General features: G+C 36.7%; 24 protein-coding genes and 1 riboswitch. Of the genes, 2 read left to right on the top strand and 22 right to left on the bottom strand.

The genetic code is table 11. The annotated features are described in order from the left end of the window. Window positions 1–158: 158 nt before the first annotated feature. The 6 genes from CCK98_RS11620 to CCK98_RS11595 form a co-directional block, all read right to left on the bottom strand. Window positions 159–1,118 (bottom strand): aldolase catalytic domain-containing protein, encoded by a 960-nt coding sequence (locus tag CCK98_RS11620; RefSeq protein WP_088086728.1) that lies wholly within the window; start codon window positions 1,116–1,118, stop codon window positions 159–161. Between the two features lie 647 nt (window positions 1,119–1,765). Then, on the bottom strand, window positions 1,766–2,470 hold the full coding sequence (gene chbG / locus CCK98_RS11615) for a chitin disaccharide deacetylase (protein WP_088086727.1): 705 nt from the start codon (window positions 2,468–2,470) through the stop codon (window positions 1,766–1,768). Window positions 2,471–2,568: 98 nt separating this feature from the next. Continuing rightward, on the bottom strand, window positions 2,569–2,877 hold the full coding sequence (locus tag CCK98_RS11610) for a PTS lactose/cellobiose transporter subunit IIA (protein ID WP_088086726.1): 309 nt from the start codon (window positions 2,875–2,877) through the stop codon (window positions 2,569–2,571). Window positions 2,878–2,902: 25 nt separating this feature from the next. Then, the gene (locus tag CCK98_RS11605; protein WP_088086725.1) at window positions 2,903–4,216 is read right to left on the bottom strand and encodes a 6-phospho-beta-glucosidase; all 1,314 of its coding nucleotides are present in this window, start codon (window positions 4,214–4,216) and stop codon (window positions 2,903–2,905) included. Between the two features lie 27 nt (window positions 4,217–4,243). Continuing rightward, the gene (locus CCK98_RS11600; RefSeq protein ID WP_088086724.1) at window positions 4,244–5,611 is read right to left on the bottom strand and encodes a PTS sugar transporter subunit IIC; all 1,368 of its coding nucleotides are present in this window, start codon (window positions 5,609–5,611) and stop codon (window positions 4,244–4,246) included. Window positions 5,612–5,616: 5 nt separating this feature from the next. Next, the gene (locus tag CCK98_RS11595; RefSeq protein ID WP_088086723.1) at window positions 5,617–5,925 is read right to left on the bottom strand and encodes a PTS sugar transporter subunit IIB; all 309 of its coding nucleotides are present in this window, start codon (window positions 5,923–5,925) and stop codon (window positions 5,617–5,619) included. Between the two features lie 323 nt (window positions 5,926–6,248). On the opposite strand from CCK98_RS11595, the gene CCK98_RS11590 reads away from it, so the two are divergent. Further along, entirely contained in the window at window positions 6,249–6,977 is a 729-nt protein-coding gene (locus CCK98_RS11590; RefSeq protein ID WP_088086722.1) for a GntR family transcriptional regulator, read from the top strand. A gap of 118 nt (window positions 6,978–7,095) precedes the next feature. Here the strand turns inward: CCK98_RS11590 and CCK98_RS11585 are convergent, their stop codons facing one another. The 5 genes from CCK98_RS11585 to CCK98_RS11565 form a co-directional block, all read right to left on the bottom strand. Further along, window positions 7,096–7,467, bottom strand: coding sequence for a hypothetical protein (locus CCK98_RS11585; RefSeq protein WP_088086721.1), 372 nt, complete (start codon window positions 7,465–7,467; stop codon window positions 7,096–7,098). A 233-nt stretch (window positions 7,468–7,700) separates the two neighbouring features. Then, window positions 7,701–8,918 carry an MFS transporter gene (locus CCK98_RS11580; protein WP_088086720.1) on the bottom strand — a complete coding sequence of 406 codons (1,218 nt, stop codon included), beginning with the start codon at window positions 8,916–8,918 and terminating at the stop codon, window positions 7,701–7,703. Window positions 8,919–9,152: 234 nt separating this feature from the next. Continuing rightward, window positions 9,153–10,517, bottom strand: a complete 1,365-nt coding sequence (locus tag CCK98_RS11575) for an amino acid permease (protein ID WP_088090373.1) — start codon at window positions 10,515–10,517, stop codon at window positions 9,153–9,155. Between the two features lie 165 nt (window positions 10,518–10,682). Next, a riboswitch (glycine riboswitch) is annotated at window positions 10,683–10,763 on the bottom strand. 271 nt (window positions 10,764–11,034) lie between these two features. Further along, the gene (locus CCK98_RS11570; protein WP_088086719.1) at window positions 11,035–11,295 is read right to left on the bottom strand and encodes a hypothetical protein; all 261 of its coding nucleotides are present in this window, start codon (window positions 11,293–11,295) and stop codon (window positions 11,035–11,037) included. Window positions 11,296–11,471: 176 nt separating this feature from the next. Continuing rightward, entirely contained in the window at window positions 11,472–12,269 is a 798-nt protein-coding gene (locus CCK98_RS11565) for a DUF2935 domain-containing protein (RefSeq protein WP_088086718.1), read from the bottom strand. 251 nt (window positions 12,270–12,520) lie between these two features. Between CCK98_RS11565 and CCK98_RS11560 the strand changes: the two genes are divergently transcribed. Next, window positions 12,521–13,075, top strand: a complete 555-nt coding sequence (locus CCK98_RS11560) for a MerR family transcriptional regulator (protein WP_088086717.1) — start codon at window positions 12,521–12,523, stop codon at window positions 13,073–13,075. A 298-nt stretch (window positions 13,076–13,373) separates the two neighbouring features. Here CCK98_RS11560 and CCK98_RS11555 read toward each other — a convergent pair whose 3' ends face one another. From CCK98_RS11555 to CCK98_RS11505, 11 genes are all read right to left on the bottom strand, one after another. Continuing rightward, window positions 13,374–14,294: a patatin-like phospholipase family protein gene (locus CCK98_RS11555; protein ID WP_088086716.1), complete on the bottom strand. Its 921-nt coding sequence runs from the start codon at window positions 14,292–14,294 to the stop codon at window positions 13,374–13,376. 101 nt (window positions 14,295–14,395) lie between these two features. Then, on the bottom strand, window positions 14,396–14,830 hold the full coding sequence (locus tag CCK98_RS11550; protein WP_088086715.1) for a hypothetical protein: 435 nt from the start codon (window positions 14,828–14,830) through the stop codon (window positions 14,396–14,398). A 429-nt stretch (window positions 14,831–15,259) separates the two neighbouring features. Continuing rightward, window positions 15,260–16,420: a glycosyl hydrolase family 18 protein gene (locus CCK98_RS11545; RefSeq protein WP_256942322.1), complete on the bottom strand. Its 1,161-nt coding sequence runs from the start codon at window positions 16,418–16,420 to the stop codon at window positions 15,260–15,262. Between the two features lie 581 nt (window positions 16,421–17,001). Then, window positions 17,002–17,154, bottom strand: coding sequence for a hypothetical protein (locus CCK98_RS35260; protein WP_179195768.1), 153 nt, complete (start codon window positions 17,152–17,154; stop codon window positions 17,002–17,004). A gap of 196 nt (window positions 17,155–17,350) precedes the next feature. Then, window positions 17,351–17,524 (bottom strand): sporulation histidine kinase inhibitor Sda, encoded by a 174-nt coding sequence (gene sda / locus CCK98_RS11540; RefSeq protein WP_088086714.1) that lies wholly within the window; start codon window positions 17,522–17,524, stop codon window positions 17,351–17,353. Window positions 17,525–17,715: 191 nt separating this feature from the next. Then, window positions 17,716–18,345 (bottom strand): hypothetical protein, encoded by a 630-nt coding sequence (locus tag CCK98_RS11535; RefSeq protein ID WP_088086713.1) that lies wholly within the window; start codon window positions 18,343–18,345, stop codon window positions 17,716–17,718. Between the two features lie 810 nt (window positions 18,346–19,155). Beyond that, window positions 19,156–20,589, bottom strand: coding sequence for an aspartate ammonia-lyase (aspA, locus tag CCK98_RS11525; RefSeq protein WP_088090371.1), 1,434 nt, complete (start codon window positions 20,587–20,589; stop codon window positions 19,156–19,158). Beyond that, window positions 20,582–21,397 carry an alpha/beta fold hydrolase gene (locus CCK98_RS11520; RefSeq protein WP_088086712.1) on the bottom strand — a complete coding sequence of 272 codons (816 nt, stop codon included), beginning with the start codon at window positions 21,395–21,397 and terminating at the stop codon, window positions 20,582–20,584. The genes aspA and CCK98_RS11520 overlap by 8 nt, the downstream gene beginning before the upstream one ends. Before the next feature lie 174 nt (window positions 21,398–21,571). Further along, on the bottom strand, window positions 21,572–22,354 hold the full coding sequence (locus CCK98_RS11515) for an SDR family NAD(P)-dependent oxidoreductase (protein WP_256942321.1): 783 nt from the start codon (window positions 22,352–22,354) through the stop codon (window positions 21,572–21,574). Between the two features lie 46 nt (window positions 22,355–22,400). Next, on the bottom strand, window positions 22,401–22,910 hold the full coding sequence (locus CCK98_RS11510) for an aromatic-ring-hydroxylating dioxygenase subunit beta (RefSeq protein WP_088086710.1): 510 nt from the start codon (window positions 22,908–22,910) through the stop codon (window positions 22,401–22,403). A 21-nt stretch (window positions 22,911–22,931) separates the two neighbouring features. Continuing rightward, complete coding sequence (locus CCK98_RS11505; protein ID WP_088086709.1) at window positions 22,932–24,233, bottom strand: aromatic ring-hydroxylating dioxygenase subunit alpha; 1,302 nt, start codon at window positions 24,231–24,233, stop codon at window positions 22,932–22,934. Between the last annotated feature and the right edge of the window lie 3 nt (window positions 24,234–24,236).

Below are 24,236 nucleotides of genomic sequence, written 5' to 3'. Positions count from 1 at the left end.
ATATAATCCTTTATAGGAAATTACATACTATTTGTATAGTAGAAAAGATGAACCGGCTTATCGATCTTTATTTAACAAAAAAACGCCCCGAAAGGCGTTTTTTTAATAAATGTAAGTGTTTTGCAGTACCTTAATAGAGGTTCTTTAAGCAATCTAACCTATTTTAAAGTAGTAGCCACTGTACTTTCAGGTGATGTTACCTTGTCATAAAAATCTACGAATTGATCACGTTCAGCACTATCACGGTATGCCATGGCAACTCGTGGATGTTCATTAAGAACACCTGAAATCATATAAGGAATGATAAAGCCCCACTCCCACTTTTCACGCATTTCGAGCATGTGCTTCTCGATGACTCCAAGAACTGGCTTAATCTCATAGCTTGATTTTTGGATGTAGCTAACAAGAAGTTCTGTGTTACAGTTACCTGCTGCCCGACCCATGCCATATACAGACGAATCGAGATATGTAACCCCATTTCGCATCGCAGTTAACGTATTGGCAAAAGCTAACTGCATATTGTTATGTGTGTGAATTCCAAGCTGTTTGTTAGGGATCAACGCTTTGAACTTTTTCACTTGGTGCTCAATATCTACAGGGTCTAAGCTTCCAAAGGAATCAACGATATAGACCACATCTACAGGGCTTTCCTTCACCAATTCAAAAGCTTTGATCAGCTGTTGTTCAGGAACACTTGATAATGCCATAATGTTCAGTGACGTCTCATATCCCAAATCATGGAACATTTGGACAAGTTCTAAGCCTTTATCTACTTCACGGATATAGCACGCTACTCGAATCATATCTAAAACACTTTGTTCACGAGGTAGAATATCATTGGGATCTACACGCCCAATATCGACTAAAGCCGATAGCTTCGTGAACTTTTTGACAGGGATAATTTCTTTCAGGAAGTTATCATCAAGAAATCGCCATGGATTGGGCTCTGTCGCTTTAAGAAGCTTTGGAGAATTTTTATAGCCAATCTCCATGTATTCAACACCCGCTTCACTTAGGCCGTTATACAAGTCTTGAACAAATTCGACACTGAAATCCCAATTGTTAACTAATCCTCCATCACGAATGGTACAGTCTAAAATTTTGCTACGAGTTTCCATGATCGTCATTTCCCCCTGTTTATTCCACATTTCTAATATTATTTCATACTTTTATGCTTTTAATTACTAAAATTTTCTTATTGTGTTTATAACACGTATTGTCCGGAGGTGTCAACCTATTTTCCGAAAATTCACTTTATCAAAAGTAACCAATTATATTCTTCCCCATGTCATTAATTCATTAGTCCTCTTTGTATTAAAACAAGGTATTGCTGATAATCATTTGATAATATTTCTTGCTGCTGTAAGTTCTCACATGTGCTTATCTCCCTTAAATAAAAATAAAAAAGAGTCTACTCATCCCATAACAAGGGACGAAGAGACTCTCCGCGATACCACCCTATTTGATAGGCTAGAATTGCCCATCCACTCAATAAATAAGCTCATGAAACTGCATCTGTAATTCATACTCTTGTACACCTGGATTTGCACCATCCATCCAGTCTCTATTTGCTGTGTAGTAGGTACTACTAAGAATGCTGAGCTTTGAATCTATTTTCTTTTACACCAAAAGGATTAAACACTTAAACGCTTAAACGCTTTTAAGTATTAAAGTAATATTAACAAAATACTACTAATTTAGCATTCTGTCAATGTTAATGTAAATTTTTAAATTAAGCTCTTTCTAAGTAAACCCGTCGAACAAGTTACACCAAAATGATGTTTTTAGGTAGTTTAACTGATGTTAGAATTTCTAGCTCTGTTAATCTCTGATAAGTATAAGAAGACCCGTTTAATAGGTTATTATCTAAGTATGCAGGGTGACACATAACTTCAACTGTTATGCCATCTTTAATACGATCTTTCAACTTTGAAAAATAGTCCGGTGTAACACCTTCACCATAGAAATCAAACAATGATACGTCAGAGAAAGAGTCCACACCAGAAATGGAGATGTATCCATTTTTCCTTACTGGCAGCCCGAATTTAACTGATAATTTCTTAACCACAGGATACACTTCTTTCAAGGTATGAACATGGTGATGGCTATCGAGATGGGTTGGTTTAAGTCCCGAATCGATAAATCGGTCGATTTGAGCGGTCCACTCAGCTTCCAGTTCATCTAAAGAAATATCTTTAGGATTGAAAGAGGACAAGGGTTTAAAAAGTCCATTAACATCAACCAATGAGGGCGCCTTGTCTACTAATGGTTTGCCACATGTTAGCACAAGGTGAATTCCTACCTGCAATCCTGGATTTTTTTTAGCCAATTGAATGGCATGCTCTGTCCCTGCCATATTCATCATCATTGTAGTTGATTTTACAATTCCATATAAATAGCTGTCGATTATTCCATGATTTACGCCTCGACTAAACCCGAAGTCGTCCGCGTTAACGATTAATTTTATCATGATTTATTCATCCTTAAGGTTTTGGACTAAACATAGAGATATCCTAATTATCCATGAATGATGGGCAATTTAGAGAAGGTTTTACATTTTAGGTCCTATCATTTGATTCTTTGGTACAGTTCAACCATTTCTACAGCCAAATCCTTTACTGTCATCGCATTCATTAAATGATCTTGTGCATGAACCATTAAAAGTGAGATTTCCGTTTTTTCTCCTCTTATCTCTCCTTGAATGAGCGATGTCTGGATATGATGTGCCTCATTCATGGCATTGTCTGCTTCCATCAATTTTTGTCTTGCTCCTTCAAAATCCCCTTTCTTTGCTGCCTGCATCGCTTCCATCGCAGCGCTCCTGCCGTTGCCGCCATGGAGTATAATTTGAAAGATTACTGCCTCTAAATTTTCCATTTTACTTCCCTCTTTTTCTTGATAATTAATGAAACTGGGGTAGGTATTCTTTATGTGCCTCGAGCATTTCGTCCAAAATGACTTTTGCCACGCGATCGCTTGGTACAAGTGGGTTGATTGTCATAGCCAGTAACGCCATTGCATAATCCCCGCTTATTGCCGCTTCAATCGCTACCCTTTCAAATGATTTCATTTGCTGAACAAGCCCACGAACTTGTATAGGCAAATCACCCACGGCAATCGGTTTCGGTCCGTCCTTTGTAATGATACAGCTGATTTCGACAGCAGCATCAAAAGGGAGACCTGCAATAGCCCCGTTATTGATTGTGTTAACAGCCTGAATGTCACGTTTATCCGTATACATTGAGTGGATAAGTCTTACAGCTGCATCACTATAATAGGCGCCGCCTCTCATCTCTAATTGAGGCGGCTTAATTGCTAAATGAGGGTCTTTATACAACTCAAATAGCTCTTCTTCCAGCTTTTTAACAACCTCTGCACGTGTTCCGCCCTCTTTATAGTTTTTCAATTCTTTTTCCAGCATATCTCCAGATTTATAATAGTAATTGTGATAAGGACATGGTAAAATATCTAATGCCCTCAAGAACTCAGGCTCCCACCCCATTGCATGAATGTTTTTCATCGTTATACTTTTCTCGGGATCATTAATTAAAGAAATCACCTTATCCTTTACGGATACCCCATCGACAAAAACATCCAATCCGTATACCATGTGGTTTAATCCAGCAAAATCGATTCTTACTCTGTTATGGTCTACTTCTAATAGTCTTGCAACGCCCATTTCCATACCAATCGGCACATTACACAATCCTACCACTCTATCAATATTACTGTAACGAAGGACTGCCTCTGTGACCATCCCGGCAGGATTTGTAAAGTTTATGAGCCAGGCTTTCGGACAAAACTCCTCCATTTCCCGGCAAATATCAAGAATAACAGGAATAGTTCTTAATGCTTTAAATAAACCTCCTGGGCCATTTGTTTCCTGACCAAGTACACCGTGCTTTAACGGAATACTCTCATCCTTCTTGCGTGCATCAAGCAACCCTACTCGAAATTGAGTAGTTACGAAATCAGCAGACTTTAAAGCTTCTTTTCGATCAAACGTCAAATAGATCTTTATCGGAACCCCTGCTTTTTCTACCATTCTTTTGGCAAGATTACCGACAATTTCAAGCTTATCCTTTCCATTTTCAACATCTACCAACCATAATTCACGCACAGGCAGTTCGTTATAATATTTAATAAATCCTTCAATAAGTTCAGGGGTATAGCTCGAGCCCCCGCCTATCGTTACGATTTTTAAACCGTCTTTCATTTTTTAACACCTCTGCTTGAATTTTATCTACATATTTAAGGTATCAGTAGTTTTGGATGTTTCACCCATTTCTCTCCTTGCATCAATGCGTCCCTGAGCAATGACAAAAGGCAGATAAATAACGATTGAAATGCATAAATTCACTGCCGCCAAAATAGCACCGGAAACATGCCCGCCAGTTGCTAATAATCCTCCTATAATTGCAGGTGTTACCCAAGGGATATCAGCAACTACTGGATGAACCAAACCTAAACTAATGGATGTATAGGCTACGATTGTCATGATGATTGGTCCTAGTATAAACGGAATGAACCAGATGGGATTTAATACAATGGGCAATCCAAAAAGAATGGGTTCATTGATTTGGAAAATCCCAGGAGGTGTTCCTAATGCGAGTAATTGTTTATTACGTTTCCTCCCTGCAATAAACATTGCTACAATTAAACCTAAAGTTGCACCTGAACCTCCCAGATAAACAAATGCATCCAAGAATGAACCAGAAAGAATATGGTATTCACTTAAATCTTTAACACCTTTTGCATACATATTCACATTTTCTTGCCCTAACTTGGTCATTAAAGGAGTTGTAATTCCCCCAAGTATGTTTGGACCGTGAAGACCAAGAATCCAAAATCCATGTACCAAGGATACGATTAAAATAGCAAACCACATAGAATCTACCGCACCAGTAAGCGGTGATACGAGTACTTTATTGATCCAGTCATTTAAATAAGCACCATCGCTAATAAACTTTCGTAAAACAAGGCCAAATAAACTAATGGTAAAAATGGTTGCCATTCCTGGAAGGAGCTTAGCAAATGAACGTGAAACCGCTGGCGGAACTCCATCAGGCAATTTAATCACCAAAAACTTGACTTTAGCTAAACGAACAAAAATTTCAGTGGCTACAATGGCTACAATAATACCGGTGAATAAGGCAGTTGCATTAAAATAATTCCAGCCAATGAACCCCCACGCACCCCCTGTTACAGCTTCACCGCCCTCAGGAGTTATCGACACGTTAGCAACTTGAGGAATCAGGACAAAGAAAGAAGCACCAGCTACTAGCATTGCTTCGAAACCATCGTCCCCATAAGATCTTGCCAGCTTATAAGCTATTCCAAACACCGCAAATATCGTCATGAAGGCAAGGGTACCCCACCAGATATCTGAGCCTAAAGTTTTCCACGTTTCACCGAAAATAGATATCATTAATTTTTCATAATATTTACCAATGCCAGGTACAGATCCTAGGTTGTTTAATAACACGGCTAAAGAACCAATCATGGTAATCGCGATCATTCCTACCAAAGCGTCACGAATAGCAAGAAGGTGCCTGTTGTTCCCTAGCTTATTTGCGAAAGGCATAATAAATTTATCGATAAAATTCATCATGTTACCTACTCCCCTTTTATTAGATTAATTGCTTGCTTCAAAACTTCCTCTCCATTACAAAGGCCGTAATGCTTCGGATTAATAGAATCTACCGGAATACCAATCTTTTCTCCTGCCTTTTTAAGCTGGGTAAGCATATAGCGAACTTGTGGACCAAGAAGCAATACGTCTGCCTTGTTTATCTGGTCATTTATTTCAGTGGATCCTACTGCCCAAATTTTACAATCGATCCCTTGTGATTTGGCGCTTGCTTCCATTTTGGAAACCAATAGACTCGTAGACATACCAGCGGAACAGCATAATAAAATGTTCATCAATATCCCCCTTAAAGAAAGCGATTACATAAATTAATAAAATTGCAAATGAGTTCGATTTTTCGAAAAAGATGCTTAACATTAATAATGCTTATAACTAATCTTCCTCCCCCTATAGAAGTAAACATGTAGCTTATTTCAAAAAGTAGTAAAAGGTTTTTATAATCTTATTGTAATGACAATTCTGAATATTTACAATACATTTCTCGCTAATTTGTTATTATTTTTAAAATTTGTTATTACAAATATAAATAATTGTACTTTTATAGTACCTTTAAGAGCTATTTTTTGTTAATCTATAGGTATTGAGGGGGAAGTCCACTATGATAGAAGATACAAAAGACGGAAGTGCTCTGCACCTTAAGGTAAAAGATGCAATCATTCAATTGATTAACGACGGGGAATATAAACCAGACTCACAACTTCCGACGGAGGCTGAATTTTGCGAAAAATATGGTGTAAGCAGGACAACTGTACGAACTGCCCTACAACAATTAACGATGGAGGGTTATGTTTATCGTAAACGAGGAAGCGGAACTTTTGTTTCCGCAAACAAGGTAAAACAAATTTTAACAACGACGGTTGACCACTTTTCGAGTCAAATTTCCATGCAGGGAAAAAAACCATTAATCAAAGTAGGACAATTAGAAGTAATACCAGCAGATGAGTATCTTAGTGAACAATTAAAGATCCAGGAGGGAGAACCAGTTAATGTGCTAGAGCGGATACGTTATGTAAATGAAGAACCGATACAGTTTGAAACTGCCTTTTTACCCTGGTATAAAACCCCAGCTTTAAATAAACAGGGTTGTGAAAATTCATTATATAAACTTTTGGAAACACAATTTGGTTTAAAAATAAACAAGACAATTGAAAGCCTCGAATTGTTTATTGCAGATCAAGAGGCAGCAGAAAAGCTACATATCTGTGTTGGTGACCCCTGCTTTGCGCTCGATACCTTGGCCTATCTTCAAGATGGTTCAATCATTGAATATTCAAAAACAATCTATCGTGGAGATTTGGCCCATTTTGTCATTGAAAGAAATTACTAACGATTTATATATAAAACAGTAGATTAACGTGAAAAAAGGATTGGTCATTTCGAAAATCGCCTCCAATAATTGGCATTGGCATTATTAATACCAATGCCTTAGTTAAAAAAAGGAGGCCTTAGGACCAATGATACAGTTTTCCTTGCCTGCTAAATGATTGACTGAGATCCTTTAATGTGTAAATTCTAGCCGTTAAGAGAAATAAATCATTGTAGTTATTATGGATGTATTCATCAATAATCTCGATTCCTTCTATAAATTGATCAACTAAATAATACGTGTACTTTTCATCCCAGGAAAACTTATTGATTCTTAAAAGTTCATCTGCTAGTATTTGAAACTTAAACTCCTCAATCAGGAGTTTTATTTGAAACAATTTATCCGGATTAAACCTAAAACTGTTTTTATTTTCATGGCTTTTCTGAACATATTTTATAAAACCATTGATATTTTCAGCCAACATATTCGCTTTTTGCATCTCGAAGTTCAATTTGTCCTCTCCTCAATTTCTAATTTCCAACCCATCTTTAAAAAGAGTGTATGTCTTGGGAAGGAATAATGACACCAACAAAACCAAATGTCTCGAAAAAATTCCTTATTAATGAAAGAATCAGGAAAAATAAGTGAAAAATCTTCATAAAAAAGAGGCACAAATCCAATTTGATTTGCAGCCTCAATTTAGTTTAGAATTTATTATTTTATGAAGATGCTATAAGAGTCAATTCACACTGCTTTAGATAAAGTAATGTTTTGATCTTGATTATCTTTTCTTTTTTTCAAACTAACCATTGCTATAAAGGAGATACAGTAGAGTACAGCAAGATATCCCATTGCGATCGTCACATTAGCATGCTGCAGGATATATCCTACTAAAATAGGAGATAATCCCCCTAATGCTCTACCGAAGTTAAAGATAGTATTGGTTGCTGTGCTGCGAATTTCTACTGGATAATAATTGCTTATTAATGCACCGTAACCAGCAAACATTCCATTCGAGAAGAATCCTACAATCGCACCGCCGATTAAAAGACCCGCACTTCCTGAAGCAAAGGAGTATAAAAAGACTGCGATTGCGGAAGCGAATAAGAAGATTCCGAATGACCGCTTCATTCCAAGTCGATCCATAAACTGTCCAAAAGTTAACATACCTGCAATCATTCCCGCAGCTGTACTAATCGTCCAAAGAGCCGAGTTTGAAACTGATAATCCCTGGGATTGTTGAAGCATGGATGGCAGCCAAATCATCAAGCCATTATAACCTGCAATTTGGACCGTTGCCATGATAGCTAAAGCAATCGTCGTAACTGAAGTTCTTGGAGTAGCAAACAATTGCTTTAAATTCCCTTGCTTTGGCACAAGTTGTTTTTTCTTTTGTGATGCCAGCCACACGGGTGATTCGTCTAATTTTTTTCGGACGATAAAGGCGAATATAACCGGAACCAATCCGATGAAAAACAATCCTCTCCATCCCCAAGCAGGCAGGATCATGGCACTAAGAAGTGCAGCCAGAATCACACCGTATTGTGCACCGATGCTAACATAAGAAGAAGCGCGTCCTTGTTTATTCTTTGGCCATGCTTCAGCCACAAGCGCCATACCAATTCCGTATTCCCCACCTGCGCCTAAGCCGGCAATAAACCTAAAGATGTACACTTGTTCAATATTTACGGCTAAACCAGTTAATGCCGTTCCGATAGCAAATAGTAGAATCGTATAGGTAAATATTTTAACTCTCCCAAATTTATCTGCTAAGATACCGAAAATGATTCCTCCAGCGAGCATACCTAAATTGGTAATCGAAGAAATAAGACCTCCAGCAACCATGTCAATATGAAACTCTGCAATAATCATCGACATCGCAAAGGAGATAAACATGATATCCATGCCCTCTAAAGTTAAACCTGCTACTGATGCAACTACTGTTTTTTTACGATAATCCATTTTTGTCGTTCTCCTTTCAAGCCTCACAGGACTTTGATTAAAAGATTATGGGCAAAAATAAAATGCCCTTTCATCCAAAGGACAAAAGGGCATTCATATACATAATTAGTATGATGAAGTTTACTTTTGCCTTTTTGACCTCTCTGGACCAAATTAAAGGAATATAATTTCATCTAATAGTAACACGATACATTTCATGTGACAATATTTTTATTATATTGCAAGAATTCTACTTTACGCAGATATTCTAATATTTTTTCCCTTTGTCCTTTTAAATGAATACACTATGAATAAAAGAATGAACCATAATGGTGTCATTAATAAAGCGACACGAGTTGATTCTGCAAATAGCATAATAATGAGAATAAATGCAAATAACGTGAGAACAAGATAATTAATAAATGGGGTAAATGGTGCTTTAAAAATCGACTTTTCATGTAAATCTGGGCGTGATTTCTTATATCGCAGATGACAAATTAAGATAATGCTCCAAACCCAAATAAAACAAATCGCACTAATCGTTGTCACGATACCAAAGGCTTGTTCTGGAATCAGCTTACTTAAAAGAGCTCCGACGGATAGAACAAGTGCAGATATAAATAATGCGTTACTCGGTACATGATTTTTATTTAATTTAGCAAAATTCGCGGGTCCCTGTTGATGATTACTTAAATTAAATAATATGCGGCTCGTTGAAAACAATCCACTGTTACAGGCAGACGCAGCAGATGTTAAGACGACAAAATTAATAATTCCTGCAGCAATCGGAATACCAACTAAACTGAACGTTTTTACAAAAGGACTGTTTGCTGCATTCAGTTGCGTCCATGGATTGATGCATAAAAGGATAATAAGGGCTCCCACATAGAAAAACAGTATTCTTAAAGGTATTTTATTTATTGCAGATGGGATATTTTTTTGTGGATTGGATGTTTCGGCTGCTGATACACCTACTAATTCAACACCTACAAATGCAAAGACAACCATTTGAAAAGAAAGTAAGAAACCTGATAATCCATTTGGGAAAAGACCACCATGGCTCCATAGATTTTTTACTGTAACCGTTCCTGAATCTGTTTGAAATCCAATAATTAACAAAATGACCCCTATGATGATTAAAGCAAGAATGGTGATCACTTTGATTAAAGCAAACCAAAACTCTAATTCTCCAAATAGCTTTACTGTTAATAAATTTAGTCCCAATAATAGAATTAAACAGACAATAGCAGGCATCCATTGTGGGATATCGAACCAATATTGCACGTATACACCAACAGCAATAATATCAGCCATTGCTGTCATAATCCAACAAAACCAATAGGTCCATCCAGTTACATAACCAGCCCACGGTCCAATATAATCCTCGGCGAAGTCCGTAAATGATTGATAGCCCTTATTTGATAAAAGAAGTTCTCCTAATGCCCTCATTACAAAAAAACATGCGATACCCACAATTAAGTAGGCAAAAATGATAGATGGACCTGCTAACTGAATGGCTTTCCCTGAACCTAGGAATAAACCTGTACCAATCGTACCTCCAATCGCAATCAGTTGTACGTGCCGATTTTTTAAATCTCTTTTTAATTCTTGTTGCGCCACTTCTTTTGCCCCCTCATTTAGTAATAATTTCCTTTGTCCACTATGTGAAGATATGAACAATGGGTTAAACACCATAAAAAAAGAGATTGGAATTTCTCCAATCTCATCGGTCATAAGAATAACAAATAATATCCATTACTCTTTTGTCAGAATAACAAATAAAACTCGTACTCTTCTGTCCTTTTGCCTGAGATTGTGAACCCTTCGGCGCCGCATATTTCCTGCGGTCTCTCCAGAAGCTGCTCCTGCTATAGTTTGACCCATAGCAATCATAGCTTGCTTAGTATTTAATTTATGTAGAAGAACAAATGGTTCAAAATCCCCCGCTAAAAAAAGTTATGCATTATTACATCTTATCTCATAAACTAAATTATTGTTAAATAATTTCTAATTTTAGTAGTATTCAATCACTTTGTCAATAATTAATTTCAGAGAATCTAGATTCATGGAGAAACAAAAAATGAACCCACTGCAAAGGATTGGGTTCATTTATATCTCAATCGTTGATTCTGCATCCTTAATCTCCTAGTACCAAAAAATATTGAATATGATTTGCTGAGATGGGCGTAATCGCGATTATACGATAGCCGATACTTAGTAATTGCGACAAAGTTTCAGCACAATTGTGACGTGGAGGCTCAATCGGAGCATGGAAACTTTTATAAAGATTAATAAATTGATTATTATTTGTACAGTGAAGCAAGATCACATGTCTACCGGTCCATGCTTGACCAATCATGGTTTGTGGTTGGGTTTGTATTTCCCTTTTGATTCTCATAATGAACACCCTCAAGTATTGATACAATAGAATATGGAAATAACCCTGTCCAATGTTCTTGGAAAATTAGGAAGTTTTTTTATATTATCCAAATATCTCCATAACAGCAAAATGGGGTGTTTGCTTAAACTCCCCCTCACCTTTTATTAGTTATTATATTTGGCAGATTTGTGAACTCACTCCATACGTCGAGGTTTTGCAGGATCACAATTGGGTGAGTCAAGATTTGCCGATTCTGCTAATTTCATAAGATAATAACATTCTTCACGGTACATATGATCCGCCATTAGGGGGGCGAATGTTCCTAATGCATGCTTACTTAGTCTGAGTTCTTCTATTTCATGTAGAAAATTTTGAAATAATTTTATTTCTAACTGGCTGTCTGAATTCAATTTTAACAAAGCAGGGAACGAGTTCAAATTAGTTCTTAAATATCCTGCTAGTTCAACTGATTTCAGGTAAAAATCTTCAAAGTTCTTCCTAAATGTATTACTTTTCTCAATGAGTTTCTTTTCAACACTATCTAAATTAGAGGAAATTGCCTCTGAATGACCCGCAGCATCTAATAACCATAAAAGATGATGATGTAGTTCATGGTAAACAGGAGGAACTTCCCCTGCTTTTAGGTGTATTAAAATTCTTAAGTATTCCTCTAATTCATTGACCATATGATTGATGAAGGTTGGCGAAAGGTGAATTTTTATTTTCCCAATCAGATGTTTTCTTAATAAGTCCATTTTAAATTCCCGTAATCTTATAACCTCTGTTTCAGCTTCGATTGTTAATGTCACTAAATCTGAGGAATTTGCACGATCCAGAAGCTTGTCAAAAACTCGAATAAAAGATGATGCCTTTTCAATTTCCTCTTTTTGAACGGGTGCAAGAGCTTCATAAATAAACCGCGAATGATCACCTAATATTTGTAACCAAAAACGATGTTCAAATCTTGCTGTTCTTTCAAGGACATCATTCATGTTTATTCCTCCCCAATAAGAAATCCCCACACTATTTTGATGTTTATTCTTCTTATTTGCTTCTTATGACCAATGACATGCTGTTTGAAATTCCAACAATTTCAATTAAATCTATTAATCTCCTTTCTTCATCACTTTTATAGCCATTTCCTTCCATATAGTGCATTACCTATACTTCATTCAGAAAAAATTCTAATAAAAAAAGGAATTCTCAGCGTTTTATAGAAGTGTTAAATTGGAGGTGTAGTGTTATGACGATAATATATTCACCTAGTAACGTACAGGAATTGCTTGGAATTGATGGCAATACATTACGGAAGTATGCCACTCTCTTGGAAGGACATGGGTATCAAGTTCAGCGTAATAACAGAGGACATAGAACCTATTTTGAAAAAGATGTTCTCACATTCCGTAAATTAATCGAATTCAGTATGCAAGAAGGTATGACGATGGACCATTCAGCCGAAGCTGTGATGACATGGATCTCTGAAGAAAATAAAACGGTAACACTTTTGGAAGAAGTGCCGTTACAGACAACTAATGATGGCGATACTGAGCAGAATACTAACACTAATGAGTTATTGGATCGTATAGAACATTTGGAGCAAGTAAACTTAGATTTAATCAAACATTTGAAGGAGAAGGCAGTACGAGAAGCTCAGCTAGAAGAAAAGATTAATCTAATTTTGAAGTATGTTGAACGTATGGAGCAATTGGAAAAGGAACGAAGTAAAATGATTGAGGAAGAAACCAGAAAGCAAATCGCAGTCGCTGAGCAAAGGAAATGGTGGAAATGGTGGAAATGAGAAAAGCCGTGCTTAGAATAGCATGGCTTTTTTTACAAACATAAGTCAAACAATGAAAATTTTTTTCTTTTATTAAAAGAAGTTAACAGTTCATTTAAAATGAGGAATATCGACAACTTTTTCAATATACCTTGTTTATAATGACTTAAGTATTGAAGTGTAAAAAATTGAGGAGGAAACTAATGGACCTTCTACTCTATATCGGTACGAATCTATTAGGTGCTCTTGCTATTGTGCACCTGATTACATTCACTTTTAATCTATTTTCTAAATAAAGTTCGAGAAAAGGCCTTTTCAGCTACTTATTCTTTAATCTTTGCATTCTTTTAACCTTATATTGTTCAAAATCCCACTTCGATAAAAATTCTTTTGTAGAAGAATAGCCTGACATATAGAGAAAATCGATTTCAGCCGTATCCAATTCAAAATCAGTAGCGTTGATGTCACCAGTTGGAATTTGAATGGTACGTTCAATCGTCTCTTTGTTCAAATATCGTAGATCATGGGCCTGAATCATCGTTTTAAATATATTTTTAAAAAGGTGGAGGGGCGTTGGTATTACGGGATCTATGTTAACTTTATCTTTCACAAAACGGAAGCCGAACGTTGGAAACCGAGGATTGTCCGTATCAAATATCCATATTGGAAAGTTACTTAGTAACCCACCGTCTAAAATGTAGGACTTTTTACGGTCTTTTGATTTCCAAATAACCGGACGGAAGAAAAATGGGAGAGAGGCACTCATCATAACTGCGGTTGAAACCTTAAAATCAGCAGGAGTCATCCCATACCGATCCAAATCATCTGGCAAAACAAGCATTTGGCCATTCGTAACATCAGAAGCGATTATTTTCAATTTTTCCGCTGGTAGATCCGCAAATGTCTTAATTCCTTTTTCTATAAGAAGTGAATCCATCCAGATTTCCAAGTAATCGTTTTTATAAATTCCAAGATGAATCATTAGTTCTAATAAGGTACCAAAAATCGGAATTCGATTCAAGTACGTTCTACCTCGTAGCTTTGAAAAATCTAGTTTGCTCAAATGATCTCTAATTTCATAGCTTTTGTAGCCGCTTGCCAAAAGAGCAGCGATTACAGCTCCTGCTGATGTTCCAGCTAATCTTTGCCATTCTACTTTTTCCTCTTCCATTGCTTGAATCGCTCCAATAAAAGCAATTCCCCTAGCCCCACCACCTTCAAAAACTGCATCCGCCTTCATTTTTTTCCACCTCACGAGTTATATATTTTAAACTGCTAAGATAGTTGATTAACGACGAAAATTAAGTTTTCCTGACAAAACCCCATAAGTAAAAATGATGATTACATATTGGTTAATTGGCCCTTTATTAAAGTTTTATCTAATTCACGTACTTTATCATATGACTGTAACAGTTGTTCCGGTACCAATGTTCTCCCGTATTCCCAAGCATTCGTTTCAATTTCAGATTTAAGCTTCTCTATTTCTTCATCTTCACCATACATTAGAATCCTAAGATCATGTTTGTTTTTTTTAAAATCCAAGTAATACCCAATCACATGATAAAGAATAATTCTAACAAAGTTTTCATCTATCTCTTTAATTCTAATTTTGTTGATATAACCGTTAACTTGTAGATAATTAAATTTTATAGTATTTGTCGATACGTTATAACTCATCGGTACAGTGAGATTATTGTTAAATTCATAGTCAATATTTAAATTATGCTTATCTAATGTATCATTTATGATCTTTTCAATGTTCCTTATATAAAGCATTTTACTATCACTCCCTTTTAAGAACTTACTTCATCCAGTGGTATCAATATTTTCTTTTACATCCTACCTTTATATTGATAAATAGTATTCATTTGGACATTAATATGCTGTAATTATATCTTTATAGTATCCCGATTACGAAAAAACTTCGAAAGCCATATTTACCATTTCTTTCTACTTCAGCTACTATTTTAATAGTAATATAGGACCTTTGTTAAAATAATTTTAATATATAGGATTTTCAACTTGTCTGTTGATTTGCGCTCCAGGCCAGTTAGCAGGGATAATCAATAAAAAAATCGGGATTTTGGATCAGACAAAATGAAAAATTGCCGAGAAAATGAACCTTTCTCGACAATCTGAGCAGATCCATTGGATCTGCTTTTTTATATGTCTTACTTTCTGTAGGGAAAATTCATTCATAGATCATTATTTTTTTACTTTTATTGTCTCGGGTATGGCCTTCCAGTACATAGGGTCTTCTAAGCCGAGTCGCCAAATGCCGATTCCTTGTAAGTTATATTTTTCTACAAGGTTTAGTTTAGACCGCAGACTGTCACTATTCTCAAACCAAGCCTCGTGGATATGGTTTTTTTCATCTACATAATTGTAATGAGGTGTTTGCGTACGAGGGTCCCACAAAATTTCAGCTTTATATTTTGTTTTATGCTCCATTAACAGTGCATAGGAGCTATATAAAGCTTTTTTAGCTGTTTTGTCCCAGTCCCATCCATAACCAGCGATACCGAGTAAAATTTTTGATTTTGGGACTCCTTTCTTCAAAGCATAACGAATCGTTGCTTCTGTCCAATCAGCCGACGCCGTTGACCCGGGTGTTGTGTTTGCGTTGTGTTCATCGTAGGTCATAATCATTACCCGATCTGCAAATAGACCAAGTTTTGGGTAATCAAACCACGGTGACCAGGGATTAGCACGCGAATCACCTGTGTTTGCCGGGACGGAAACCGTCACTACTTTTCCATCACGATGCAGTGTATCAGACAATTTTTTAATCATTAGACTAAAAGAATCTCGGTCTGTCAAATACAAATTTTCCATGTCTATATTAATTCCGTCATAACTGAACTGTTTTATTTCATTTCGTAAATTTTGAATGAAAACACTTCGGTTTTTATCGTTATCGAGTACATTACTCGCTACTTGCTTGCCCTTCTCCGTGGTTTCATAAAAGAGGTTGTGAACAACAAGATATACCTTCACCTGTTTTTCATGAGCGCTTAGAATAACCTTTTTCTTATGAGCTGCTGTAACGGAATCTATCAGACTGCCTGGACGTTTATCATCAAGCTTGTACCAAAAGGGTGCAATGATGCTTATATTGTTGAATTGCGAGTTAAATGTAGGCTGAGAACCGGGAAAACTGCCTTCCTGTTCTGTGTAAAAGCCTAAAACTTCACGAGGAATTTTATTAATATTATGTACCTGAACTCTCCGGTCGTCCGTTTCTGAATAACCTAGATGAAAATCCTGCATTTTCTCTGGCGATGGCTTTTCGATACTGTTCGTATTTTCTCGAACACTATTTGGACTACCACTTTTTCTTTGTGAATGACTGCATGATGACATCATTAGTAAAAAAACCATGCCTAAAGAAATTATGGTGAAGCACTGATAGAAGTTCCGCGACACCTATTACACCTACTTCTCTAATTTGTTTATTTCTTAAGTTGATGATAAAAGTTATAATTTATTCACGGCAAATTTTTAAGTCCTTCCTTCATTAAAATGCTGGGCGGGCTGGCCATGATTAATGTCCTAACTGACTCTTTGAAGATGAGCTTTTCAGCGCGTTATAAAACATTTGAGTTAGCTAATGAGTATGTGTCATTTTGGTATATTCGGTCCTATGACAAGCCGTTTTCAGAAAAATCTAAATTTTACTTGGAATGTTTACAAATTTATTGTTGATATTCGGGGATGTAATATATAGGTTAACGGGAGATACGAACCTGCTCCTCTTCTCCTAAACAAACTTGAGCATGTTTGGGAAAGAGTTCTTCCAATTAACTACGAAAATTCAAATCCTAGATAACGAAAAATACCCATCCAAGTTTAAATTGATGGGTCTGTTATAACCTAATATTGCTTCATTTCAATTGTAAGGTTAATAGTCTCGCTTGCTCAATTTCTATTCTTGATTTGGCCATCTGTCATCTTTTTTTTGATTCTATAACATTAACAAGTTCTTCTATAATATCGTTTAAACTCATAGTGCTTGTATCTTTTCTTAAAATGATAGAAGTTTTAAATAGTAAAGTTTTTTCTTGTTCACTCATAAATATAGTTTTTTCTTGTTCATTCATATAACTTCCTCCACTTTAATAGAATGCTGAATTTTAATTCTAAACGGTAAAACCCAACTTATTCTTGGAAGATCTCTGAATAAAGAATAAATAAATTTATCTGTAAGTCTAAAGATTCTTCATAGGGTGCAAGTAATCTATGATTAAAAAACATTACTCTTATCTACGAAAAAAAATATTTTACTATATTCAAATTCTAATCTGATTTAATATACTGATTTAAAATTTTTCTATAATCATTTATGGGTGATTCATTAATAAATCGTGTGTTTAACTCATTAGCCAATAGCAGAATAAAGTCTTTGCAAAGATTTAACTTAATAGCAGAATTAAATGCTTCTAGCAATTGTTCAGTGCTAAGGTTATGCATACTTGTCTCACTCCACTTTACTCAAATACCTTCTTTCAAGTAAGAATATGAAGAGGGAATACTCAGTTGTAACAAAATTAAAAAAGCAGCGTGCCGTGAAGGTAAGGCTGCTTTTTTTGTACGATATAGGATATTTATTAACAAAGAAGGGCTCATCCGATTAAGAATGTGTTTTCCTTTAAATATGTACATTATTTACTTGGAGCAACAAGTACACGCACGCTATCTTCCAATCGATGGGCAATATTTTGATGAGTTTTTCTAGCCTGTTTTAAATAGTTGTCTGTGACAGCTTCCCAAGCATTCAGTGCTTCATTTGTATAGTCAATAAATGCCTCGCTATTTTGTTCAAAAAGTTTCTCAGTTCTTTCAATTAAATCAAAGGCTGAGTTAATTGGAGTTAAAGAAAGCTCCTCTAATTTACTAGCTGCTTCACTAACATGACTTTTTAAAGATTCAGTCACTTCATGAGTCGATTCATTTGTTTTAAAAATGTTGTTTTGGAATAATCCTTTACGCAAATCGCCATTTAATTTTGTTGTTTGCTCAAAAAGACCCTTTAACGTTTTGAGGTATACTCCATTGAACTTTGTAGTTTCTTTTATAGCCTGTAAGTAAAGTTCTTGGCGTTGTTCTCTATAATCTCTTGTACGAGATACGGCACCTTCAATTTGATCCCAAAATGTTTCAATAAATGAATCCGTAACATAGCTTGGTTCATTTTGCTCCTCTACTTTTTGAATCTCAGCTTTCGGAACCTCCACTTTTTTAACTTCCTTTTTTAGGACTTCTTCTTTTTGATGAATCATCTTTTGGACCATCTTCGTTCCTCCTCATTTACTTTGTAAATTTCTCTATTTTATCCTCCCTATAAAACGGAGGTATGTAGAGCTCAAGAAAACTAAAATACATTTTAAAAAATTGATCGAGCATGGATTGGTATAGCTCGAGTTGTCTAGCATGACTCTTTAAGTACGCTTTACCAACATCAGTTATTGAATAACATCTTTTGGCAGGACCGCTTCCATTTGTATGCCACTCAGATTACACAAGATTGTCATTCTCTAGTTGTCTCAATAAACGATACAAATTTCCTTGGTCAAGCGTGTGAAAACCAAAAGCTTGAAGCTTTTGAGTTTAGTTCATAGCCATGAAGTGACATCCTACTAAGAAGCAATTATATAAATGGAAGGATAAAGTTCTTAGATGGAGTAACATTATTTTCATTTTTAGAGTTCGTCATGACTATACCTCAACAAAATTACTATATATGTATTTTACACATATAGATTACATTTCGTCAATTACATATAAACAATAAAATGAATAAAATTTAATAATGCATCTATTTTTTGACTATTAAAGGTGCTTAAGGTACTTTTCTCCAGTAATATCAATATCGAGATGAGCTCTTTTTTATCGAACGCTAACGCCCGTCATATAAAAAATAGTGGCCTGGAATTATTTCCAACGCCACCATTCTCTTATTGACAATATTTTTACTTAAAGACACGTCACATCAACGTAATTAGTTTGCTTATGAGACACCCCTATGGCACATAGATGGATGTGTGGTACTCCTAATAAAAATTTGGAAGTTCCTCCTATGAAACAACAATAATTTAATATTTTTACTCTCTATTAAAAAGAACTGCTCCTGCAATGCCGGGGTGTGTCATTTCATAAGGATCTAATATTAGGTCTAATTCTTCTTCTGTTAATACATCATTTTGCAGGCAAAGCTCACGTACTGATTTTCCATTTAAAATGGCTTCTCGTGCTATACGTGCTGCCACCTCGTATCCAATATGCGGATTTACAGCTGTAATAATCCCTGCGCTTTTTTCTACATATTCTTTTAAACGGTCTTCATTTGCTTCAATGCCTGCAAGACAGTAGTCGGTGAATGCGCGGAAGGCATTATTCATGATGCTGATGGATTGAAGTAAGTTGAACACAAGCACAGGCTCCATCACGTTCAATTCAAGCTGGCCCGCTTCAGATGCCAGGCAGATCGTATGGTCATTGCCGATAACTTGGAACGCTACTTGGTTAATCATTTCGGGCATAACCGGATTGACTTTTCCCGGCATAATGGATGAGCCGGGCTGACGGGACGGCAAGCTAATTTCCGCAAGTCCCGCACGAGGGCCTGAGGCCATTAATCGTAAATCATTGGCGATTTTCGACATGTTCATCATGCATACTTTCAAGGCAGCAGATACTTCTGTATACGCATCCGTATTTTGTGTTGCATCAACAAGATGCTCAGCGCCTATAAGTGGAAGGCCGCTAATGTCTGCCAAATGTTTGACCACGTTTTCAATATAGCGAGGGTCTGCATTTAAGCCTGTGCCAACGGCTGTCGCACCCATATTGACTTCATATAAATGCTGGCGTGATTGTTGAATACGTTTAATATCACGCTCCAACACTCGGCTATATGCTTCAAACTCTTGCCCAAGACGGATCGGTACCGCGTCTTGAAGATGTGTACGCCCCATTTTAATGACATGATCAAATTGCTGTGCTTTTTTCTTAAACACTTCCAGCATATATTGCATCGTGTCTAACAATTTTCCAACCAAATGAAGGGTTGCGATATGAATGGCGGTTGGAAACACATCATTCGTTGATTGTGACATATTGACATGACTATTTGGACTTAACTCAAAATAGGAGCCTTTTTCTTTACCAAGCAGCTCAAGGGCGCGGTTCGCAATGACTTCGTTGGCATTCATATTCATGGATGTACCAGCACCGCCCTGAATCGGGTCCACCATAAATTGGTCATGCCATTTTCCTTCGATGATTTCATCTGTTGCTTGAACAATCACTTGTCCAAGTCCCTCATATAAACATTTCACATCCATATTTGCAAGTGCTGCTGCTTTTTTAACGATGGCCAACGCTTTAATCAATTCTTCATGAATGCGATAGCCCGTAATCGGGAAATTTTCCATAGCCCTTACTGTTTGAACACCGTAATACGCATTAATAGGCAGTTCTCTTTCACCTAAAAAGTCTTTTTCAATTCGTACATTTGATTGAATGGTATTAATCATTGACAAAACAAGCACCTTCCTCTTTGTTAAGAAATTCTATGATGCTTGAATTAAACTTTTCAGGATTTTCTTGATAACACAAATGACCGCCTTCTGGAATAATAACGAGCTGGGAGTTTATCAATTCTTCATGAATCGCTTTCGATTCCTTTACAGGAGTAACAGAATCCAACTCACCACAAATAACAAGAACAGGAACATCTAACTGAGATAACACCTTCATTTGATTTTGATAATAAAGTGAATATGCTACTGAACGATATCCTGCCGGTCTAACCTGTGTCATAATCTCTTTTACCCGCTGATATACTTCTTTTGAAGCATAGGGAGATAGCAAGGCATTGATCCTTTTTTCCGCTATCTCCTCAGGAGACAGATTTTCAATAGAAAATAATCGATTTTTTAATTTCAGCTCGTTCTCTTCTGGATCCAGAGCAGCAGCTCCTCTTGTTGGATCAGCTATTATAAGCTTTTGAACCTTATGAGCGTAAAGTCTACAAAACTCTATTGCAATTGCTGCTCCCATTGAATGCCCGAGAAGATAGATCTTTTCCAACTTCAGCTGATCCAGCATGCCTTTTAGAATATGTGCAAACTCTTTAAAATATCTAAATTCTTCAGTTGGATCTGAACTTTTCCCATAACCCGGTGCATCCCAGGCAATAACTGTGTAATGCTTTTTTAAGTCCTGTATTTGTTCCTTCCACGACTGTGAATTATTGCTCATACCATGCAGCAATACTAATGGTTCTCCATTTCCTTCTATTTCATAATGGATACTCAAGTCTTCTACTTGTACGTAAGGCATACTACCAGTCCTCCGACTTCCCATGAAAAAGTTGATATTTCACCGATTTTACTTCTCATAAGTAGGGTCCATTTGTTCAGACAATGCCACATGAACGGACCCCATTATTGCTGATGCATAAATGACAAATTTTAGAACCTTCTTTCTAAAGGTCTATTTATTTCATTTTTTTATTTAGCCAAGTCCTCGCACTGACAATCCGCCATCGCTGGAAATAACTTCACCGGTGATCGCGCGTGCTTGGTCGGATGCTAAAAGTACATACGCCGCAACATGATCTTCTGGCATCTGGGCGAGTTGAAGTACATTTCGTTTTTTAATTCTGCTTGCTTTCGTATCATTATCCACGATTTTAACAAATGGACGCAGCGGTGGGATAACCGAGAGTGCTGTCAGTGTGCCCCCTGGTGCTACCGCATTTACGCGAATAGACGGCGCGAGTTCGAACGCAAGCTGGCGCATCAGTCCTATTTGAGCGTGCTTGCTCGCTGTGTACCACACTCCACCGCCATCAGGATAGAAACTCGCACCAGAAACAGTAAAAATAATATTACCATTTGTTTTTTGCAGTTCTTCAAGAGCTGCTTTTGCGCCGAAAAAAGAACCTTTTACATTAATATTGAGAAGGTAATCATACGCTTCGGAAAGCGCATCAGGAGTCACATCGGCAAATTTAGCAAAACCATCGAATACTCCAGCATTAGCGATAAAAACATCTAACTTTCCAAATTTTTTGACAGTAGCTTGGACAGCTTGCTCATTGTCTTCGTATTTGCTTACATCTCCCTGATAAGTGAGGATATTTTCACCAAATTCTTCTTTCATTTTCTCTAACGTTTCTAAAGAGCGGCCGATAATGCTCACTTTTGCTCCTTCTTGTATAAAACGGCGTGTGACAGCTTCTCCTATCCCTGAAGCGCCACCTGTAATCAACACTACTTTATCTTTTAAGTCCATTACCATTGTCTCCACCTCTCTAGTTATCTTTCATATGTGATTATAGTTACACGAAGATGGCAAGATTTCTTGTATTTATTGTTGTTTGATCTACAATGAATACCCGTTTGGAAAGTTTCCATTTTCCATCTTCAAATAGAAATTCATCATTTCGTTCACCCGAAATTAAATCATGATGAATATCTGTGCTTCGGCTACGGTAAATCAGCAAATAGCTCTTTACAACTGCCTTTTCACCCTCAACAAAGTCTTTCACACGCACATTGCTGACAAAGCGGCGCGTTCTTGAAGGAGGAATTTCCGCCCATGCATAATCCGTTTTCAAACGCTCCACGCGAAGCTTTAACAACTCAATATCATCATTAAACGTAAACATATCAGTTGAATAGTCTGGACGTTCTACTCCTTCTTTATTAACACGTACAGGCATTTGATAACGCAAGCTCGAGTGCATTAAATGAAACCAATCATCAAATTCAATGTCATCAAGTAATTGTGCTTCATCATACAACCACTGTTCAAACTCACATTTTGTCAGCATTTTTTCTACGTTCATTTTTCTTCCCCCTACTGCTCATCACTTCGTCATTAATTCCAGCCAATATTTGTAGAAATTACGCTGAGCCGCTTCTGTAAATTTATCATTGAAGGCAACACCTGGTCCGATAAACTCAACAGGTTCGCGATGAAGACCCATTGTATAGTTATAATTTAACTTATTTTGGAAAGGCATTGGGCCTTGGGCTGCTTCCGTAATGTCCGTAAATACCTCCGTATCATCTTGTTCAAAAATACCAGATGGGCTAAACGTCAAGATAAACGAATCTCTCGAACGATCCTTCCAATCTTGAGGGGCGTTTTTTTCAACGAGCATCCAAGCGATTACTTCCATCTTATTAAGACCAATTGGCCGCCACATTCTTATGGAAGTGTTAGAGATTAACTGGTCTTTTATTTTTGTATGGGAAATTAAAAATGATAGGTTCGGAAAAACGTTACCAATCATATTTTTCAAGTTTGATAACACTTCAAATTGTTCTTCAGACAAATTATTTTTATATTCATCTTTCAATTCTTCCGGGAAAGCAAAGTCAGGGTTAGGTGTTCCGAGATTTAGCCCATGTCCGTTTTCTGTGTAAATTTGAAAACCGCGCTTTGAATACGTTGCATTTGGCACCATTCCTAGTTTTGCAATTGAACCATGTGTTACCATCGTATGATAGGAATCACCAACAAAGTTATCAGAACCGACTTTCCAGTTAGAGTTCACGATAAATCGTTGAGGAGCCCCAATCACTTCCATTTCTGCGCGTCCTACAACGATATCTAAATACCATTTGAAATCGCCGAGAAACTCTTCAAGCGGCTCCGCATCTTGATTCCATGTTCCAAATAAAAGACCTTTATAAGATTGAAGCTTCACTTGGTGAAGACCCATTTCTGAACGGTTAAGCGTCTCGCCATAAATATCTTTTTGAAGCGGAACACCAACAAGCTCACCTGTATTTTTAAAGTTAAATCCGTGATATGGACACGTAAATAAAGACTTATTCCCTTTGTCAGCCCGACATAGTTTCATTCCACGATGGGTACACATATTATAAAAAGCACGAATTTCTCCTTCTTTATCACGTGTAATTATGAGTGAATATCCGGAAAGTTCACGTGTCATGAAGTCCCCTGTGTTCGGGATTTCAGATTCATGGCCGACAAAAACCCACGTTTTCAAAAATACTTTTTCATGCTCTAAATCGTAAACAGTTTGATCGCCTAAAAGGTAAGCAGGGATTACCCCATCCTCTGGTTTGACCGTTTCGTTCAAATAATTAACCACTTGCTCTTTCGACATTTCTTTTAATGATTGATCAGTTTTAAGCATACT

Origin of the sequence: Bacillus sp. OV166, assembly GCF_900177675.1 — a bacterium.
Classification (GTDB): Bacteria; Bacillota; Bacilli; order Bacillales; family Cytobacillaceae; genus Neobacillus.
The sequence above is the reverse complement of the archived record's forward strand: the minus strand, read 5'-3'. Positions and strand labels throughout refer to the sequence as shown.

Excerpts from the sequence above, each read along its gene's own strand:
- CCK98_RS11595 (WP_088086723.1), bottom strand. The coding sequence starts at position 5,925 with ATGAACATTTTATTATGCTGTTCCGCTGGTATGTCTACGAGTCTATTG.
- CCK98_RS11535 (WP_088086713.1), bottom strand. The coding sequence starts at position 18,345 with ATGGTCCAAAAGATGATTCATCAAAAAGAAGAAGTCCTAAAAAAGGAA.
- CCK98_RS35260 (WP_179195768.1), bottom strand. The coding sequence starts at position 17,154 with ATGAATGAACAAGAAAAAACTATATTTATGAGTGAACAAGAAAAAACT.
- CCK98_RS11520 (WP_088086712.1), bottom strand. The coding sequence starts at position 21,397 with ATGCCTTACGTACAAGTAGAAGACTTGAGTATCCATTATGAAATAGAA.
- CCK98_RS11560 (WP_088086717.1), top strand. The coding sequence starts at position 12,521 with ATGACGATAATATATTCACCTAGTAACGTACAGGAATTGCTTGGAATT.
- CCK98_RS11545 (WP_256942322.1), bottom strand. The coding sequence starts at position 16,420 with ATGATGTCATCATGCAGTCATTCACAAAGAAAAAGTGGTAGTCCAAAT.
- CCK98_RS11620 (WP_088086728.1), bottom strand. The coding sequence starts at position 1,118 with ATGGAAACTCGTAGCAAAATTTTAGACTGTACCATTCGTGATGGAGGA.
- CCK98_RS11610 (WP_088086726.1), bottom strand. The coding sequence starts at position 2,877 with ATGGAAAATTTAGAGGCAGTAATCTTTCAAATTATACTCCATGGCGGC.
- CCK98_RS11565 (WP_088086718.1), bottom strand. The coding sequence starts at position 12,269 with ATGAATGATGTCCTTGAAAGAACAGCAAGATTTGAACATCGTTTTTGG.
- CCK98_RS11605 (WP_088086725.1), bottom strand. The coding sequence starts at position 4,216 with ATGAAAGACGGTTTAAAAATCGTAACGATAGGCGGGGGCTCGAGCTAT.
- CCK98_RS11600 (WP_088086724.1), bottom strand. The coding sequence starts at position 5,611 with ATGATGAATTTTATCGATAAATTTATTATGCCTTTCGCAAATAAGCTA.
- CCK98_RS11515 (WP_256942321.1), bottom strand. The coding sequence starts at position 22,354 with ATGGACTTAAAAGATAAAGTAGTGTTGATTACAGGTGGCGCTTCAGGG.
- aspA (WP_088090371.1), bottom strand. The coding sequence starts at position 20,589 with ATGATTAATACCATTCAATCAAATGTACGAATTGAAAAAGACTTTTTA.
- CCK98_RS11570 (WP_088086719.1), bottom strand. The coding sequence starts at position 11,295 with ATGAGAATCAAAAGGGAAATACAAACCCAACCACAAACCATGATTGGT.
- CCK98_RS11580 (WP_088086720.1), bottom strand. The coding sequence starts at position 8,918 with ATGGATTATCGTAAAAAAACAGTAGTTGCATCAGTAGCAGGTTTAACT.
- chbG (WP_088086727.1), bottom strand. The coding sequence starts at position 2,470 with ATGATAAAATTAATCGTTAACGCGGACGACTTCGGGTTTAGTCGAGGC.
- CCK98_RS11550 (WP_088086715.1), bottom strand. The coding sequence starts at position 14,830 with ATGCTTTATATAAGGAACATTGAAAAGATCATAAATGATACATTAGAT.
- CCK98_RS11510 (WP_088086710.1), bottom strand. The coding sequence starts at position 22,910 with ATGAACGTAGAAAAAATGCTGACAAAATGTGAGTTTGAACAGTGGTTG.
- CCK98_RS11590 (WP_088086722.1), top strand. The coding sequence starts at position 6,249 with ATGATAGAAGATACAAAAGACGGAAGTGCTCTGCACCTTAAGGTAAAA.
- CCK98_RS11505 (WP_088086709.1), bottom strand. The coding sequence starts at position 24,233 with ATGCTTAAAACTGATCAATCATTAAAAGAAATGTCGAAAGAGCAAGTG.
- CCK98_RS11555 (WP_088086716.1), bottom strand. The coding sequence starts at position 14,294 with ATGAAGGCGGATGCAGTTTTTGAAGGTGGTGGGGCTAGGGGAATTGCT.
- sda (WP_088086714.1), bottom strand. The coding sequence starts at position 17,524 with ATGCATAACCTTAGCACTGAACAATTGCTAGAAGCATTTAATTCTGCT.